Source organism: Paenibacillus ferrarius (genome assembly GCF_002027705.1).
Classification (GTDB): Bacteria; Bacillota; Bacilli; order Paenibacillales; family NBRC-103111; genus Paenibacillus_E; species Paenibacillus_E ferrarius.
The window spans coordinates 60084-75915 of sequence record NZ_MBTG01000033.1 but is presented as its reverse complement, the minus strand read 5'-3'; the positions used below and the strand labels follow the sequence as shown (position 1 = coordinate 75915).

At 47.4% G+C, this 15832-nt stretch carries 13 protein-coding genes, 6 tRNA genes and 1 rRNA gene; 14 read left to right on the top strand and 6 right to left on the bottom strand.

Annotated elements, in window-relative coordinates:
- The 13 genes from rrf to BC351_RS28550 all read left to right on the top strand — a co-directional run.
- Positions 1 to 93 (top strand): 5S ribosomal RNA (gene rrf / locus BC351_RS28610); the annotation flags it as partial.
- A 53-nt stretch (positions 94 to 146) separates the two neighbouring features.
- Positions 147 to 223 (top strand) — tRNA-Met (locus tag BC351_RS28605).
- 7 nt (positions 224 to 230) lie between these two features.
- Positions 231 to 306 (top strand) — tRNA-Lys (locus BC351_RS28600).
- A gap of 19 nt (positions 307 to 325) precedes the next feature.
- Positions 326 to 405: transfer RNA gene (locus BC351_RS28595), tRNA-Leu, on the top strand.
- Between the two features lie 43 nt (positions 406 to 448).
- Positions 449 to 523 (top strand) — tRNA-Gly (locus BC351_RS28590).
- A gap of 9 nt (positions 524 to 532) precedes the next feature.
- Positions 533 to 609, top strand: a tRNA-Arg gene (locus BC351_RS28585).
- 26 nt (positions 610 to 635) lie between these two features.
- Positions 636 to 709, top strand: a tRNA-Pro gene (locus BC351_RS28580).
- Positions 710 to 1265: 556 nt separating this feature from the next.
- Positions 1266 to 3560, top strand: a complete 2295-nt coding sequence (locus BC351_RS28575; RefSeq protein WP_079417415.1) for an EAL domain-containing protein — start codon at positions 1266 to 1268, stop codon at positions 3558 to 3560.
- Positions 3557 to 5185, top strand: coding sequence for a thiamine pyrophosphate-binding protein (locus BC351_RS28570; protein ID WP_079417413.1), 1629 nt, complete (start codon positions 3557 to 3559; stop codon positions 5183 to 5185). Before BC351_RS28575 ends, BC351_RS28570 begins: the two co-directional genes overlap by 4 nt.
- A gap of 2 nt (positions 5186 to 5187) precedes the next feature.
- Positions 5188 to 5577, top strand: a complete 390-nt coding sequence (locus BC351_RS28565) for a carboxymuconolactone decarboxylase family protein (RefSeq protein ID WP_079417411.1) — start codon at positions 5188 to 5190, stop codon at positions 5575 to 5577.
- A 58-nt stretch (positions 5578 to 5635) separates the two neighbouring features.
- Positions 5636 to 6514 carry an aldo/keto reductase gene (locus tag BC351_RS28560; protein ID WP_079417409.1) on the top strand — a complete coding sequence of 293 codons (879 nt, stop codon included), beginning with the start codon at positions 5636 to 5638 and terminating at the stop codon, positions 6512 to 6514.
- Entirely contained in the window at positions 6507 to 7037 is a 531-nt protein-coding gene (locus BC351_RS28555; RefSeq protein WP_079417407.1) for a hypothetical protein, read from the top strand. Before BC351_RS28560 ends, BC351_RS28555 begins: the two co-directional genes overlap by 8 nt.
- A gap of 13 nt (positions 7038 to 7050) precedes the next feature.
- Complete coding sequence (locus BC351_RS28550; RefSeq protein WP_079417405.1) at positions 7051 to 9078, top strand: transglycosylase domain-containing protein; 2028 nt, start codon at positions 7051 to 7053, stop codon at positions 9076 to 9078.
- A 100-nt stretch (positions 9079 to 9178) separates the two neighbouring features.
- On the opposite strand, the gene BC351_RS28545 is transcribed toward BC351_RS28550, so the two are convergent.
- Together BC351_RS28545 and hprK are read right to left on the bottom strand one after the other, a co-directional pair.
- On the bottom strand, positions 9179 to 10105 hold the full coding sequence (locus tag BC351_RS28545) for a hypothetical protein (RefSeq protein WP_079417403.1): 927 nt from the start codon (positions 10103 to 10105) through the stop codon (positions 9179 to 9181).
- Between the two features lie 150 nt (positions 10106 to 10255).
- The gene (gene hprK / locus BC351_RS28540) at positions 10256 to 11170 is read right to left on the bottom strand and encodes an HPr(Ser) kinase/phosphatase (protein WP_079417401.1); all 915 of its coding nucleotides are present in this window, start codon (positions 11168 to 11170) and stop codon (positions 10256 to 10258) included.
- A gap of 218 nt (positions 11171 to 11388) precedes the next feature.
- On the opposite strand from hprK, the gene BC351_RS28535 reads away from it, so the two are divergent.
- A complete protein-coding gene (locus tag BC351_RS28535; protein ID WP_079417399.1) occupies positions 11389 to 11658 on the top strand; it encodes a zinc ribbon domain-containing protein in 270 nt (89 codons plus the stop codon).
- Positions 11659 to 11768: 110 nt separating this feature from the next.
- Here BC351_RS28535 and BC351_RS42470 read toward each other — a convergent pair whose 3' ends face one another.
- The 4 genes from BC351_RS42470 to BC351_RS28520 form a co-directional block, all read right to left on the bottom strand.
- Positions 11769 to 11939, bottom strand: coding sequence for a hypothetical protein (locus BC351_RS42470; protein ID WP_158082256.1), 171 nt, complete (start codon positions 11937 to 11939; stop codon positions 11769 to 11771).
- A gap of 181 nt (positions 11940 to 12120) precedes the next feature.
- On the bottom strand, positions 12121 to 13494 hold the full coding sequence (locus tag BC351_RS28530) for a DUF4129 domain-containing protein (protein ID WP_079417397.1): 1374 nt from the start codon (positions 13492 to 13494) through the stop codon (positions 12121 to 12123).
- A complete protein-coding gene (locus BC351_RS28525; protein ID WP_079417395.1) occupies positions 13457 to 14608 on the bottom strand; it encodes a DUF58 domain-containing protein in 1152 nt (383 codons plus the stop codon). Before BC351_RS28525 ends, BC351_RS28530 begins: the two co-directional genes overlap by 38 nt.
- A 3-nt stretch (positions 14609 to 14611) precedes the next feature.
- On the bottom strand, positions 14612 to 15568 hold the full coding sequence (locus BC351_RS28520) for an AAA family ATPase (RefSeq protein WP_079417393.1): 957 nt from the start codon (positions 15566 to 15568) through the stop codon (positions 14612 to 14614).
- Between the last annotated feature and the right edge of the window lie 264 nt (positions 15569 to 15832).

Sequence of the window (15832 nt, the reverse complement as noted above, 5' to 3'; positions counted from 1 at the left end):
CCACGCGTTCCCATCTCGAACACGACCGTTAAGCCCTCCAGCGTCGATGGTACTTGAACCGCAGGGTTCTGGGAGAGTAGAACGTTGCCAAGCAGTATCCCTTTTGGGATATTAACAGCAAGAGATTGTAGGGCATCTAACTATGACGCGGGGTGGAGCAGCCCGGTAGCTCGTCGGGCTCATAACCCGAAGGCCGCAGGTTCAAATCCTGCCCCCGCAACCAATGATGCGAGTCATTAGCTCAGTTGGTAGAGCACCTGACTTTTAATCAGGGTGTCGTAGGTTCGAATCCTACATGACTCACCATTTGCCTTATTTACAGCATGCGCGTATGGCGGAATTGGCAGACGCACTAGACTTAGGATCTAGCGGGCGACCGTGGGGGTTCAAGTCCCTCTACGCGCATCAATCATCCCCAAGGAGTGTCACACGCCTTGGGGATCCCTATGCGGAAGTGGCTCAGCGGTAGAGCATCGCCTTGCCAAGGCGAGGGTCGCGGGTTCGATCCCCGTCTTCCGCTCCATTTTATTAAGCGCCCTTAGCTCAGCTGGATAGAGTATTTGACTACGAATCAAAAGGTCGGGAGTTCGAATCTCTCAGGGCGCGCCATTTTTTCTCAACAGATGTATACACTTCGGGACGTAGCTCAGCTTGGTAGAGCACCTGCTTTGGGAGCAGGGGGTCGCATGTTCAAATCGTGTCGTCCCGATACAGAATTAGCATAGTCAGTCAGCTGAAAGCTGATTGGTCTATGCTTTTTTTACTATTCCTTGCAGTAATGATTTTACCATAGGATTAATGATCAAATTCATGTATAGTAGTAGTATATAGTAGTTGGTACGATTGACATAACTAGTTGGTGGTGGCATGGAATTCCCAGAGAACGTATATGCGTGGCTTTGATTGGAAGCTATGCATTCCTGTCGATATGGGGAAGACGGTACGCGGATGAGTTATTTCTTCTGATACATGCAGACTGGCAATCTTGTTGTTTCCAAAAGTGGCACCTGCTGAATCCGCAGGTGTCTTTTTTAATAGATTTCTTAAAAGATGTAAACAATTGTAAACAAATGAATGAGACTGGAAGGGTAATATCTTTTTTTGTCGAATTAGAATGAAAGAAATGATTTATAGAAAATGGATATGGAGGCTTCGAGCGCAAGCTTCAAAATGTCCTAGAATGGAATAATCATTGACTTAAACACATAAATCCCCAAACAAGATGATGCTACTAAAAAAGTTTAAATTAATGGGCGGTGGTTGAATTGGAACAACTGAATCAAGAACCTGACTACATTGTTGAGTCTAAAAGAAAATGTTTTGACGCGGGTATGGACCCAAATGAAATCAGAAAGCCCAAACGTACGATGTCAGAAAAGCAGTTGTTGGCCAAAAGAAATACTTATAACGAAATTTTATCAGTCATAGATTTTTTTTCTGAAAAGATTTTAGATTCGTTAAGCGGAACGCCAGTATTGATTGTCATATCGGATGAGAATGGTTTTTTGATTCACATGGTTGGAGATGAAACGATCAGAATCACCATTAATCAATTAGGCATACGCGTAGGCGCACAATTTACGCAAGAAGATATGGGAACGAATGTAGTGAGCTTAGCGCTTCAACAAAGTCATCCGATTCAATTGGTTGGCTCCAACCACTACCACACTATTCTTCACGGAACAGCGTGTTATGGCGTTGCATTTCGTTACACGGACATCAATAATTTATTAGGCAGTATTTGTATCATGACGGCTTGGGAATTGCATAATCCGTTTTTCTTAACCATGCTATCGACAGTGGTAGACTCTATTGAGAGAGAGCTGCTGCTAAGGAAGCAAAATAGAAAGTTAGATATGCTGAATCAGATTATGGTTAACAAAAATAGGAACGGTATTATTATTACGAACGCTGATGGTATTATTAATTCTGTGAATGATTTTGTTGTTGGCAAATTCGGCATTCAAAAAGATATCAGTATTGTAGACCGAAGCTTAGATAATCCAAGCTGCTTAATAAGCGGACATATGAAAAAGGTTATTCAGAACAAGAAAAGCTTTGATAATGTCCAAATGATTTTAAATACGATAGATAATCAAAAGGTGGTTTGCCTTTTCGATGCGCAGCCCATCTATGATGAAACGAATAATTTCATTGGTTCGTATTCACAGCTTCGGGATATTACTGAGCGTTATTTAAATGAAGAGAAGCACAATTATCTAGCCTATCATGATGAATTAACATCGTTGCCTAACCGAAGATCTCTGAAAGAAACATTGAATAAATATATCTCTATTTCACTTACCTCAGGAACCAACATTGATTTAGCTCTTATGTTTTTGGATTTAGATCACTTCAAAACGATTAATGATGCTTTTGGTCATTCCAATGGTGATGTTTTATTAAAACAAGTGTCAAGTCGATTAACAGAGTGTTTAGGCGATTATGGAAAAGTATTTAGAATGGGTGGAGACGAATTCATCTTCCTTTTCAGTGACATGACCGGGCAAAAAGAAGTCACTCAGAAAGGGAAGCAAATTATAGATTTATTTGACACCCCTTTTACGATTAATAACTCTAAGTTCCATGTGACTGCAAGTATTGGTATAGCTATATATCCTAATGATGGGACGGATGCGGAGACGTTCATGGTTTATGCGGATAATGCCATGTATAAATCGAAGTCAAAGGGGCGAAATAATTATACACTATTTGATTCAAATATGAAGACCCATTCGAAAGAGAAAGATAAACTATCCTTGGAAGTACTGCTAAGAAGGGCTTTAGATAAAAAAGAATTTTTGGTGTATTACCAACCGCAAGTAGATCTGATAAAGAAGAAAATTATTGGCGTAGAAGCACTATTGAGATGGAATAGTCCGGAGTATGGCATCGTATCTCCCGAAAATTTCATCCCCATCTTAGAAGAAAATGGCATGATTTCTCAAGTTGGCGAATGGGTGCTGAGCGAAGTTTGCAATCAAAGTAGAAAGTGGGTGGAAAAAGGCTTTCCTCGTGTTCGTATTGCGGTGAATCTCTCATCCCAACAATTTTTGAAAGATAACCTGGTAGAGATTATCAACAATACGCTTATTGAATACGGCATGGATCCTAGCTTCTTGGAATTAGAAATAACGGAAACGATGACGATGGATGTTGAGCGTGCGATTAATGTTCTAGGTCAATTGAATGCTTTGGGCGTAAGGATCAGCATCGATGATTTTGGAACCGGCTACAGTTCCTTGAATTACTTGAAGAAGTTCTCTATCCACACGCTAAAGATTGATAAATCCTTCGTTAGAGACATCATGGTTGATACCAACGATTCCAATATTGTCAGTACGATTATTTCGATGGCCCATAATTTGCATTTGGATGTTGTAGCAGAAGGTGTTGAAACGAGAGACCAGCTTGATTTCCTGCAGAAGAAAAAATGTGATGTCGTTCAAGGATATTATTTTAGCAAGCCTCTTTCTGTTGATGATTTTGAGAAGTATTTTTACAAAATCAATGAGGAGATAGCAATCAATTTCACAAATGAAATGGATGGTTTAAAATGAAAAAAATTTCCGAGCTATTAGCAATTCATTTCAAAAAGTGGGGAATTAACCACGTTTTTGGTATTCCGGGCAAAGCTGTCACTGCACTCATCCTTGACTTACACAATAATGGAATCGATTTTGTCTTGTCTAAACATGAATCCGGGGCTGGTTTCGAAGCTGCTGGTTATGCACTAATGACGAATCAATTAGCCGTGGCTATTGGGACGTCGGGGCCGGGAGGCACCAATCTTCTGACGTCTGCGGGTCAAGCCAAAGCGTCGCATCTTCCTGTACTATTTATTACGGGGCACCCTTCTATTAAGGATTCGGGGAAAGCGCTTGGTCAGGATTCAACGATGTTTGGAACGGATGTCGTGAAAATGTTTGAGCCTGTGACTAAATTCAGTGCCAGAGTGGAAAGAGCGGAAACGTTCAAAGCTTATTTTCAGCACGCTATTGAGAAGGCTTATTCAGGGGTTAAAGGACCGGTTCATCTGTCAATTGCTGGAGATGTTCTGGCGGAGTATATTGAAGAGTTTGAGCTGGATTTGCCGGAGATCATGCATCCTGTCGCATCGAATTTAGACAAATGCAAGGATTTAATCAATCGCTCGGAGCGGAAAGTCATCTTTCTGGGCAAAGGCGTCCATTCAAGCAAAGCTTATCGCGAAGTGAAAATGCTTGCAGAGATTTTCGATATTCCAGTGATGACTACGCCTGGGGGTAAGGGGGCTTTTGAAAGTCAGCATCATTTATCTCTTGGAGCTTACGGCCTTGGGGGGACTGAGGAATCCAGTGCTTATGTTGAAAGAGGTCTGGATTTGATGATCGTCATTGGAAGCAAGCTTTCCGATATGTCGATTGCCGGACTAAGCCCTTCTTTGTATCCGAAAAAGGTGATTCATTTTGATTATGAACAGACGTTTATTGGCAAAAGCATTCAAGTAGAAACAGTCCCCATCATCGGCGATATCAAAACAAATCTTAATGCCTTGTTTGAAACACTGAATTACCAAGATATTATTAAAACACCTTTTCATATCGAAGATTATAAAAAGCAAGATACCTACATAGAAAGCCGTTCCCCCATGTTGGCAGCGGAGGCTGCTAAAGTTATGAGCGCTGCGTTTGATGAGGATACCGTTGTTTTTGGCGATGATGGAAGTCATACGTTTTATGCCATTAAACATTATGATGTGAAGAGACCAGGGTCATTTTATTTTGACGATGTGTTCGGTACGATGGGTCACGCAATTGGCTATGCGATTGGAGCCAAGCTGGCTAAACCGGAAGCGAAGATCGTTTGTTTAACTGGTGATGGTTGCACATTTATGCACGGTACGGAAATCTCGACGGCAGTCAATTACGGGGCGAACGTTATTTTTGTTGTATTCAATAACGGGAAGATCGATATGGTTGATACAGGGATGACTTTGCATCTGGGCAAAGCCATCGGCACCGTTTATAAAACGATGTTAGATGCCCAAAAGTTTGCGGAATCCATGGGAGCACTTGCGTTCAAATGCTTCGATGCCGAAGAGTTGAAAGCCGCTATCGAACAAGCGAAAACGGCCGATAGAACGGTTGTTATTGAATTGATAGTGGATCCATTAGAAATGCCACCAACAGCAAAGAGGGGATAAGTATGAGCAGAGATCCAGTCAATTATAACAAAGGTATTGAAGTATTGAATGAGATGGTTGGAGCGCCGGGCTTGCAAGCCATCGATGCTTTTCAGAAATTTTACCCGGATTTTGCGGATTTCCTTGTATCCTTTGGATTTGGCGAAATTTACTCCAGAGAAACATTAGATTATAAACAAAGAGAGCTGATCACGCTCACAGCCTTAATCACTCAGGGTGCTTTTGAGCAAATGACCTTTCATTTGAATGCCGCGCTTAACGTTGGGTTAACCCCCAAGGAAATCGTGGAGCTCGTTATCCACTGTGCAGCCTATGTGGGCTTTCCCAAAGCATGCAGCGCCATGACACACGTTATGAATGTGTTTGAGCAAAGAGGGATTACAGCTATTTAAATCCTGATTTGTTATAATAATAGTGAAGTTAGCGGAATTGAATAGGAGGCGCTTCACCATGTTAAAACGAACCATCGGTCGTTTAGGTCATGAGAGCTCGGTTGTTATGTTCGGAGCTGCAAGCTTAGGGAATGTCACGCAGGAAGAAGCAGATGCTTCCATCTCGTATGCCTTGCAGCAGGGAATTAACCATTTCGATACAGCCGCCAGTTATGGCGATGCTGAATTACGGATGGGCCCCCTGATCAGCCAAGTTCGCGGGGATATTTTCCTAGCTACCAAAACAGGGCAAAGATCGAAAAGAGAAGCGAAAGAAGAGATTTATCGTTCCTTGGAGCGGATGCGGGTTGATTCGGTTGATCTGCTTCAGCTGCACGCCGTGGGCTCAATGGAAGAACTGGATCGCTGCACAGCGAAAGGCGGCGCATTGGAAGCCGCTTTGGAAGCGAAGGACGAAGGCATCGTGAAGGAGATTGGCATTACCGGTCATGGACATGATGCGCCGATTGTCCATTTGGAAGCTCTGCGTAGATTCCCATTCGCCACCGTTTTGCTGCCGCTTAATTACTATATGTACAGCTTGCCTGAATATCGGGAGGCTTTTGACGCCTTGCTGGAAGAGGCTAGCAAGCAGAGTGCCGCTGTAAGGGTGATTAAAGCGATTGCCAAGGCTCCATGGGAAGAAGGCGTGAAGCGCCCCTATGCGACTTGGTATGAGCCGTTTGATCAGCAGCAGATCATTGATGCTTGTGTGCATTTTGTCTTGTCTTTCCCTGGAGTGTGCGGGTTTGCAAGCGCTGGGGATATTCATTTGTTCCCCAAAATCGTTGATGCTGTGCAGCGGTATGGCTGCATGAACGATGAGGAAGCGACGCAAATCTTAAGTAAAGTCAGCGGGTACACGACTGTTTTTGGAGCTCCGACCTCGATTGCATAGAGATATGAAACGTGAAAATGAGAAAATGAGAAAACACGAAGACAAGAAGACAAGAAAACGAGAAGATAAGAAAATAAGAAAATACGTTATTTCCTTAGGGAAATGCGTGTTTTTTTGTTTTCTCTGCAGAAAAGACGCAAACCCGCCGCTGAGCCTGCCGAAAAGGCAGTCTCGAGCCGAAGAAAGGACTAAAACCGAGCAAAGCGGAACTGAGCCTGCCGGAACCGCCGTCTCAGGGGCAAAAAGGCTGCCCCCCACCGCTGAACCTGCCAAAAAGGCAGTCTCGAGCCGGAGAAGGACCAAAACCGAGAAAAGCCGATCTGAGCCTGCCAAAACCGCCGTCTCAGGGGCAAAAAGGCTGCCCCCCGCCGCTGAGCCTGCCAAAAAGGCAGTCGCGAGCCGTAGAAGGACTAAAACCGAGCAAAGCCGATCTGAGCCTGCCGAAACCGCCGTGCATCAGCTTGTTAGAGCAACCCTTGCGTCGCTAACCTTAGAAATGCTGCGAATATCTATAAGCGACTAAGGGGGAAGACTAGATGAAGCAATCATTTTGGAAAAGGAAACGGTTTTGGCAGCTAACCTGCGGCATTCTTATTTTGGGATGTATAGTGGTTTGCTTGGCTTGTTATTTATATATCCGTGGACTGGATGTCTCGAAACTGAATCAGCCGCTGCCTGAAGCAACGCTCGTGCTGGATAAAGACGGTAAAGCAGCAGCGCAGCTGTCCGCGTCAAAAGTTGATCCTGTGCTGATCGCTCAAATGCCAAAGGTGCTGACAGATGCCATTGTCGCTGTCGAAGACCGAAGATTCTATACGCATACGGGTATCGATATGAAATCCATTGTTCGTGCACTCGCGCGCGATGTGTTCAGAGGCGGTTATTCCGAAGGGGCCAGTACGATCACACAGCAGCTAGCACGCAATCTGTTTCTGAGCGCAGATAAAACACTTGGCCGCAAATTAAAAGAAGCTGCCTACGCGATAAAAATGGACATGACATTCGATAAAGATCAAATTTTGGAGATGTATCTCAATAGTATATATTTCGGGGAAGGAAGCTGGGGGGTCCAGGGGGCGGCTAGAACGTATTTTAATAAAAACGTGCAAGGCATATCCTTAACAGAAGCGGCTGTTCTTGCTGCACTTCCTAAGGCTCCTAGCAAGTATTCTCCTTTCAAAGATGAGGACCAGGCTTTGGAACGAAGAAATACCGTGCTGGCGTTGATGCGGGACGAAGGCAAAATATCGAGTGGAGATTATGAGAAAGCGAAGGCATCTCCGCTTGGTGTCGTGAAATCGGACAAAGGCAATGAGCTGAAGGGACGCTATCCGGCTTATGTCGATGCGGTTATTCAGGAAGCTGTTCAGCTGTATGGATTCACGGAGGAACAGCTGCTGACTGGAGGCTTGCGAATCACGACAGAGCTGGATCCGTCCGTACAGAATGCCGTAGCCGAGGTGTATAAGGACGAGAGCCTGTTCCCGGCAAGCAAGCCGGATCAGCTCATTCAAAGCGGCGCAGTCATTCTGGATCAAAGAACCGGAGGTGTCCGTGCGCTCTCGGGCGGTCGGGGGGAAGGGGTTTTCCGCGGATTCAGTCACGCCACACAATTGAAGAGACAGCCAGGTTCATCTTTTAAACCTATCGCTGTCTACGGACCTGCCCTGGAGAATGGATATAAGCCGTTTACTCCGCTATATGACGGTCCTTTGAACATTGAAGGCTATCAACCACAAGATTGGGATCACCAGACAAGAGGGCAGGTGACGATGCAGGAGGCCATTGTATCTTCATGGAATGTTCCTGCAGTTTGGCTCCTTCATGAAATGGGAATTGATCATGGCTTGCAATTCGTGAAGAAGTTAGGCATTCCTTTGCCTGCCCAGGATAGACAGCTTGGCATTGCGCTTGGCGGGCTGTCGGAAGGCGTATCACCGCTCCAGATGGCACAGGCTTTCAGTGCATTTGCGGGCAAGGGAGTGCTGTATCAAGCGCATACGATTGTAAAAATAGAGACGAGCAGCGGGCATGTACTTGTGCAGCATAGCGATAAGGGAGTTCCGGTCATGCAGCCAGAGACGGCTTATGCCATGACTTCGATGCTGCAGGTAGCGGTAGCACAGGGAACCGGTAAGAATGCGGCTATGAATCGCCCCGTTGCGGGGAAGTCAGGCACAACCCAGCTGCCGCAGACGAAGGAATTTGAAGGTATAAGCAGCGGCAGTGCCAAAGATGCATGGTTCGTCGGATACACGCCGGAGCTTACGGCTGCTGTGTGGGTCGGCTATGATCGGACGGATAAGGAGCATTATCTGACGACTTCCGGCGGTGCTGTTCCGGCGGTTTTGTTCCGGGAGATGATGAGTCGGGCTTTGGCAGGGGCGCCTATTATCCCGTTTGATATGCCTATTGTGAGCGGTGAAGCACCAGTCATGAACGATACAAGGGGAAATTCCGGCAGAGATAAGGAAACGGGGCAATCAGACACGCCACCGGATAAGCCAGACAAGAAAGAGAATAAGCCCGACAATCACGGGCACGGCAAAGGGAAGAAGCATTGAAATGTTAGAAAGCCGTCAAACCTCTAGCAGGGGTTTGACGGCTTTGTTGTTTACCTATGTGTGATGGCCTGTGTGGATGATAAGACTGTATGATGACCACCTAGTCGCGGTGGCCATTGCCGCGCTGTTTATTCCCTGGATCATCGTCATGTTTGCTGGATTGATCTTCTTCATGTTTTTCTTTGACTTTGTGCTTAGTATCCGGCTTTACTTGCTTAGCAGGAGCTTGATCTGGCATCCATTTGGTTTTCATTTGGACGTTTAGCTTGTTCGCATCCAACCGGTAATGCTCAGCAAGCTGCTGGGCGATTGCTTTCTCAGCACCAGATGATCTTAGATCCACGGAGGCGAGCAATTGTTGGATCCACGCGGATGCTTGCGCATCTTTCAGGTGAATCTTCCCCGCATCTTCGGGCTTAATACTTAGATCATAGGTAGCCCCTTTCGGACCTTTGGATTGCTCGATATGCAGTTTGAAGTGCTTGCCATCTACGGAGAGCTCCATACTCTCTAAGTCGGGATAAGCCTCTTTCAACTGGCCATTCGTCGTTCCCACAGGTACTGGGGTTGGTGAAGGAACAGCAGATGCAGCAGGTGCAGTTGAAGATATAGGTGCAGGTGCTGTAGTTGCGACGGGAGCCGCAGATCCAATCGGAGCCTGCTCACCAGCAGCAGCTGCCGTTGTGGCTTTCACAGCTGCAGCTGCTGATCCAGCTGATGCTGCTTTGATATAGGCAGCCTGCTGTTTACTATTCAGGATGAGTTCCAGTTGATCTCCTGCTTGCAAATCGGCTAGCTGGGCTTTCAGCTCATCACGGAAAACCCAGATGGATTTGGCAAGCGGTATCGTTTGATCACCAGTAGCTGTGGATAACTTAATTGTATCTGGACTGGTTGAAATGAACGTGCCTTTGATGGATGAGGATGTGCTCTGAGCTGGCAAAGTTGCCGCATAAGCTGTCCATCCGTAAAACAGTAAAGCAACAAGGGTGATGGAAACGAGAATAAATGGCCATCTTGTGCGCATGACAAACACCTCCACATACAGCTTTCGCTCATGAAGGTGATTTTGGGGCCGTACATGCAAGCCCTGAGCAGCCAGGCTCCAAGGATAGCCGTTTTGGAATGAGCTGTCATGACAAAGCCGCCTCTGGAAAAAGGACGGCTTGCTTTACACTCAGTCGTTGCCGCTCTGCAATCTTTGCATAAACTCCTCAGCTGCACTGTACCCCTGCTGACGCAGGTACCAGTTGTTGGCGGCCGCTTCAACGAGTCCTGCGACATCTCGACCAGGCTGCAGTTGGATTTCGATGTGCGGAATTTTGATATCCATATATTCCGTGAACTTCGGTTCCAGCTCCAAATCGTTGTTGAGCGCATGCTCCTTCCACTGGGTCAGCTCAATATCAAGCACGATCCGTGTCTCGTCCTGAAACGCTTTGCGGCCATAAAGCCGAGAAACGTTGACAAGCCCGATGCTGCGCAGCGCGAGAAATTCCTTCGTCTTGCCGTTATGAGTACCGAGAAGTGTTTCCGGACTAATCTTCTTCAGCACGACGACATCGTCAGCGACGAGGCGATGCCCTCTGCGGATTAAGGTATGAGCGGTTTCGCTCTTGCCAACCCCAGATTTGCCGCGCAGCAGAATACCGATACCAGACACATTGACACAAACGCCGTGGACGGCAATCTCCTGCGCAAGGGATTTACTTAAATATAAATCAACTAAGTCCTGGAATTTGCTCGTAGGCGCTGCAGTACGGAGGAGAGGGATCCGTTCTTCTTCGCAATATTTGGTTAAATATTTCAAGCCTTCTTGGTTTCTCGTAACGACAAAACAAGGCGGGTGATATTTGACAATATTACCGATGTGAAGATTGCGTTCATTTTCGCTAAGTTTATGCAAATAAGTGATTTCTTTGCGGCCTAACAACTGTACATGCGCTTGCGGAAAATATTCAAAATAACCGACAAACTCAAGTCCAGGGCGATGGGCCTTCGTTTTGCTAATCGGACGGTGGAGTTCCGAATGTCCGGCAAGTATCTCGAGCGAGAAGCGCTCTACCAAATCTTTGACTGTGACGGGCTTCACATTAGGTCCTCCTTAGATGAGTAGATGAATAAAACGATCCTCTTCAAACAGGATAGGTATGCTCTGCTTGAACAGCTTCTATGTTATTTCGCTTGCGAGGCTTGAAATTCCTGCTATGAAAGCGTTTGTATGTGGAGGAATTGTGAGTATTTTCATTGCATTTGCACCCAGCCTTGGTATGATAGGAAGGAGAAAGCTGACTAGGGGGATTTAAGAAGATGGAAACGGCCTATAAGAACTGTCAAAGCTGTGGAATGCCTCTTGCACGTGATGAACAGGGCGGAGGAACAGAGAAGAACGGCGAGAAAAGCACAGTCTACTGCAGTCACTGCTATCAGGATGGGGAATTCACTCTACCGGATATGACCGTTCAACAGATGAAGGAGCGCGTCAAGCAAAAGCTCGTTGAGTTTGGGTTTCCCAAATTCCTGACAGGGCTCTTCACAAGAAATATCCATAAGCTAAAAAGATGGTCCTCTATTAAATAGTCTATACGATGTCTATCTGATAGCCCGCTTGAAGGTAGAAAAAGCGCTCCTTGCAGAATCGCAAAGAGCGTAATAGATGGTGGGATTTCCTATGTTTATGTAAAAGCAGCTTACCTGTTGAAGCCGCATTTTTTTGCAAGTGTTGGCCATGTCGAGAGAAACATGTTTTCCCACCTGTCTTCTGGCAATACCATAATCCATTTGGCGATTTGATCCAATCCCATCTCACATAAAGTTTGAACCACTTCATGTCTTTCACAGCTCGTTTTTAATGCTAACATCTCAAAACCACCTCAGTCGAATGTATTCAAACAATTATCTATATGCGGCTCCATGAAAAGATGTGAGTATTTTTTTCATAAAATGAAAAATAAGTGGCCGTAGACGATATGTTCAGTGTCTGGGAAAAGCGAAAAGAAGGCCATGCAGGCAGGACTGCATAGCCTTCTATTTTGTGCACCTTTATTTAATCTGATTGCGGGTGCGGGAGTCCAAAGTTTGAAGCACCTGCTCAAGCTCTTGGTCAGATAGTTCTGTGTTTCCATAACGCACTTCGTTATAGGCTGAAGTAACGGCATGGACGGTCTGATCCGGCAGTTGATCTATCCTTCTGAGGTCCTGCTCGGTTTCATTTGGTGTTAAGGCGTTATTATAGGTATAGCCGTTCAGAGCAGCCTGCCCCATCACAAGGCGATATAGAAAGCGGATCTTTGCTCGATTGCTGGGCAGCTGTGACCACTTGGCAGGAGCTTTCTCTTTGACTCTGCGCTGCATGGCTTGCTGCCACCATAGACGAGGAAGCTCTTTCCAGGCGAGAAGGGCTTCCTTTTCGTCCGTAAAGCCCTCGGAGTCTCCGCTTTGGTAGCTGCTCATCGAGCGGTTCATTAAGCGCCTCAGAAGTGCCATCAGAGCAGGTGCAACCTTGGATAGCAGGAGGTAGAGCACGAATAAGACAAGAGCAATGACGAGCACATAACCGATGATGATTTGGGCATAGTGCAGGAAGATGCTCAGCCAGCTTGGTTCGTCTGCAGCGGCAGGCGGCGGAAGCTGGGGAGGTTGGATAGATGGACTAGGCTCTGGCACGTCCGGCGGTGAGTCCGATTGAGACAACTGCAGCAGCCAAACTAAGGCAGAGCGGAAAAAGGTAGAAATGGCTTGCTGTATAGATTGGAAATAAGCCACGATAACGATAAGAAAGATGAATGTGATTAGCCAAATTCGGCTTGAGCGTTTTACGGTACCAGAGAGAGAAGAGGCGGCAGTCTGCTGGGTATTCGCCAGCGTTGCGTTCAGGAGATGAATGCGGTTGATGGCTATGAAAAAGATGACCAGCGAACAGAAACCGAGTAAGTTCAAGCTCTTCATAAAAGGCATAAAGAGTTCCAGTCTACTCATCACTGGAACGCCAATGAAATAGAAAACCCCTGCGATCACAACGATCGTCATGGAGAAAATGCCTTGCCACCCATCCTTGGTAAAGTGAATACCTCTGTAGGCAAGCAATATGCCGAAGGCCGCACAGACCCAGCTGTGCCAGCTTGTGCCTTGAAGGAGAACGGCAGTGATAGCGCCAGCCAACGCGCTAAAGGCAAGTTCATAAAGGATACGGTTAAGCCATTTCAGATAGCCTAAATAGCTGCCGAGCACAAAGCAAAGCCAGAGCTGCAAGCAAGTAGCCCAAAGCTGCACCTCTGACACATAGAGGTGAACCAAGAGGATAATCGGATAAAAGAAAATGAGCTCGATGGAACCGAATAAAGCTGCAAGGCCAAATACATTCAGCCAGAGAGGCAAGTTAAATCGCCGTGTTGGCGCCGGAAGGGGTGAATTCATCAGATAAGTGCACCTCCTTATCCGCAGCGGCAAGAAGATGATGCTGCAGCGGTACGATATAGACAGTATGGCCCAGCGACTCAAGCCGTTCTATACTTTCTTCAATCCCTGCGGATATGAAGGCGGTCAGCAAGATAATGTCCATAGCGCTTCCTTCCTGCTCAATCTCGTTGTCGAGGTAGTCGCTGCAGGAGCGAGAGCAGGAGATCGCGAGCTTCGCCATCGTTTCGAAAAGGTGCTCCAAATGCGAATAGCCCCCTTCAGGCGCTAAATAAATAGGAACACCGGATTGCCCTTGCACAAAGCCGTTGTAGCCAAAGCCAACCGGAATCCCTTGGCTGATCGCATGTTCAGCTAGTGTAGCTGCGTAGGACAGGCCTTTCTCAACAAGTTCCGGATCGCTTACCGCATCCCACATGGTTTCTGTGATTTGCGTATTCACGACCAGCAGCAGTCTGGGGTCAGCCGTGAATTCACGGTTGTACACCTGAAGTCTCTGGCTGCGGGCGGTTGCTTTCCAGTGAATGCTGTTCATCGTATCTCCATAGCGATAGTCGCGCACGCCGGATACGAGGAATGGATCGGGCATGATCCAGCGTTTGACTGTGATGTCGCCCTGCCACCGGCTGGATACTATAGGGATGTCGTCCCTGCTCACCAAGCGAGGGTAGACAAGCAGCTCCAGCTGAAAGCGGTGAGTTCTCGTTGCCGCTTCCATGCCTACGAGATCTCCGATGGAAGCGGCAACCGTTTCGAGCTTATACCAGCCTCGTTTGGCAGCTTGCACCTTGTGGCGGCGAACGATCTGCGTATAAGGCATGAGGCTGAACAAGCTGCGATGGTTTTGAAAAATTGCGCCGCTGCTCACTGCCAGATTGCTTTGCTTCGCGAAGTGAAGGCCCGCATGAATCGTGGATTCCAGGCGAAGCCAAGGGATGGGAGCGAGCTTGCGATTGACGATCGTTTCGATCATCTCGATATGATCACCCACATGAGCGCGGGATTGGCTAAAGGCTCTTTCAATGCGCAGCCCGCGAAACCCCAGGCGGGCTATGCCTATATGCTGGAGAAAGTACAGAGCGGCAGCGATAATGAGAATCCAGCTTATTCCCATGGGCTACCCCAGCTTCACTTCCGTAGGAACGGGGGCAGCGGCAAGAATGCCGGCCAGCAGCGCATACACCTGCTGGTCTTGCTGGCGCGAGCGCGTGCGCAGCATAATGCGATGCGCCCAGACGGGCTTCACCAGCGCCTTGATATCGTCCGGCAGCACGTAGTCGCGGCCGCGCAGCGCCGCGTACACCTGCGCCGATTTCATCAAGGCGCGCACGCCGCGCGGGCTGACGCCAAGCGCGCTATCGGCATGCGAGCGCGTCGCTTCCGCGAGCCGCACGATGTACTGCAGCAGCTCATCGCTGACGCGAACCTGCGTGAACAGATGCTGTGCTTCGAGCAGCTCAGCGCGTCCGACAACCGCCTGCAGCTGCTCCAGAGGGTCCTGCTGCCGGTAGCGCTGCAGGATCAAGAACTGCTCGTCGGCCGAAGGATAGCCGAGCGAAAGCTTCATCAGGAAGCGGTCGAGCTGAGCTTCCGGCAGAGGAAATGTCCCCTGATTCTCGACAGGGTTCTGCGTGGCAATGACGAGGAACGGCGCTTCGAGCTTACGGGTCTCCCCGTCGATGCTCACTTGACGTTCCTCCATGCTTTCGAGCAGGCTGGACTGCGTGCGCGGTGTCGCGCGGTTAATCTCATCGGCGAGTACGATGTGAGCAAACAGCGGTCCTGGGCGGAATTCAAACTCGCCCAGCTTCTGGTTGAAGAAATTGATGCCGCTTACATCAGACGGCAGCAAATCGGGCGTGAATTGGATGCGCTTCATGGTGCCATCCAAGGAGCGGGCCAGCGCCTTGGCCAGCTGTGTTTTGCCTGTGCCTGGCACATCTTCCAGCAGAACATGCCCAGAGGCGATAAGTGCGATGATCATCAGCTCAACGGTGTCTTCTTTGCCGACAATGACCTTGCCGACATTTTCTTGTATGAGTGAAGCAATGCGTCTAATTTGTGCGAAATCCAAAATAGTGACCTCCTAGGCGTGGGGAAATGATTTTTGTGGGAATGGGTATGAGTGTGAGAGCCTTGTAGATGATCTTAATTTTAACAGACTATAGGTGATTTTTACCATTATTTCCTCATGCACGCATCCAGCTAGTTGTGTAATCGATAGGCAGTTAGTACAATGATGGTGAAAAAAGTCGCTCAAAAAGTAAAAAAATGGAGGAGAAACTCCAAATCCATGCGGAAAAAGTCAGTTATGCTTAGACGAAGCTTATAGGGGGAC

Excerpts from the sequence above, each read along its gene's own strand:
- BC351_RS28570 (WP_079417413.1), top strand. The coding sequence starts at position 3,557 with ATGAAAAAAATTTCCGAGCTATTAGCAATTCATTTCAAAAAGTGGGGA.
- BC351_RS28565 (WP_079417411.1), top strand. The coding sequence starts at position 5,188 with ATGAGCAGAGATCCAGTCAATTATAACAAAGGTATTGAAGTATTGAAT.
- BC351_RS28560 (WP_079417409.1), top strand. The coding sequence starts at position 5,636 with ATGTTAAAACGAACCATCGGTCGTTTAGGTCATGAGAGCTCGGTTGTT.
- BC351_RS28550 (WP_079417405.1), top strand. The coding sequence starts at position 7,051 with ATGAAGCAATCATTTTGGAAAAGGAAACGGTTTTGGCAGCTAACCTGC.
- BC351_RS28545 (WP_079417403.1), bottom strand. The coding sequence starts at position 10,105 with ATGCGCACAAGATGGCCATTTATTCTCGTTTCCATCACCCTTGTTGCT.
- BC351_RS28535 (WP_079417399.1), top strand. The coding sequence starts at position 11,389 with ATGGAAACGGCCTATAAGAACTGTCAAAGCTGTGGAATGCCTCTTGCA.
- BC351_RS42470 (WP_158082256.1), bottom strand. The coding sequence starts at position 11,939 with ATGTTAGCATTAAAAACGAGCTGTGAAAGACATGAAGTGGTTCAAACT.
- BC351_RS28530 (WP_079417397.1), bottom strand. The coding sequence starts at position 13,494 with ATGAATTCACCCCTTCCGGCGCCAACACGGCGATTTAACTTGCCTCTC.
- BC351_RS28525 (WP_079417395.1), bottom strand. The coding sequence starts at position 14,608 with ATGGGAATAAGCTGGATTCTCATTATCGCTGCCGCTCTGTACTTTCTC.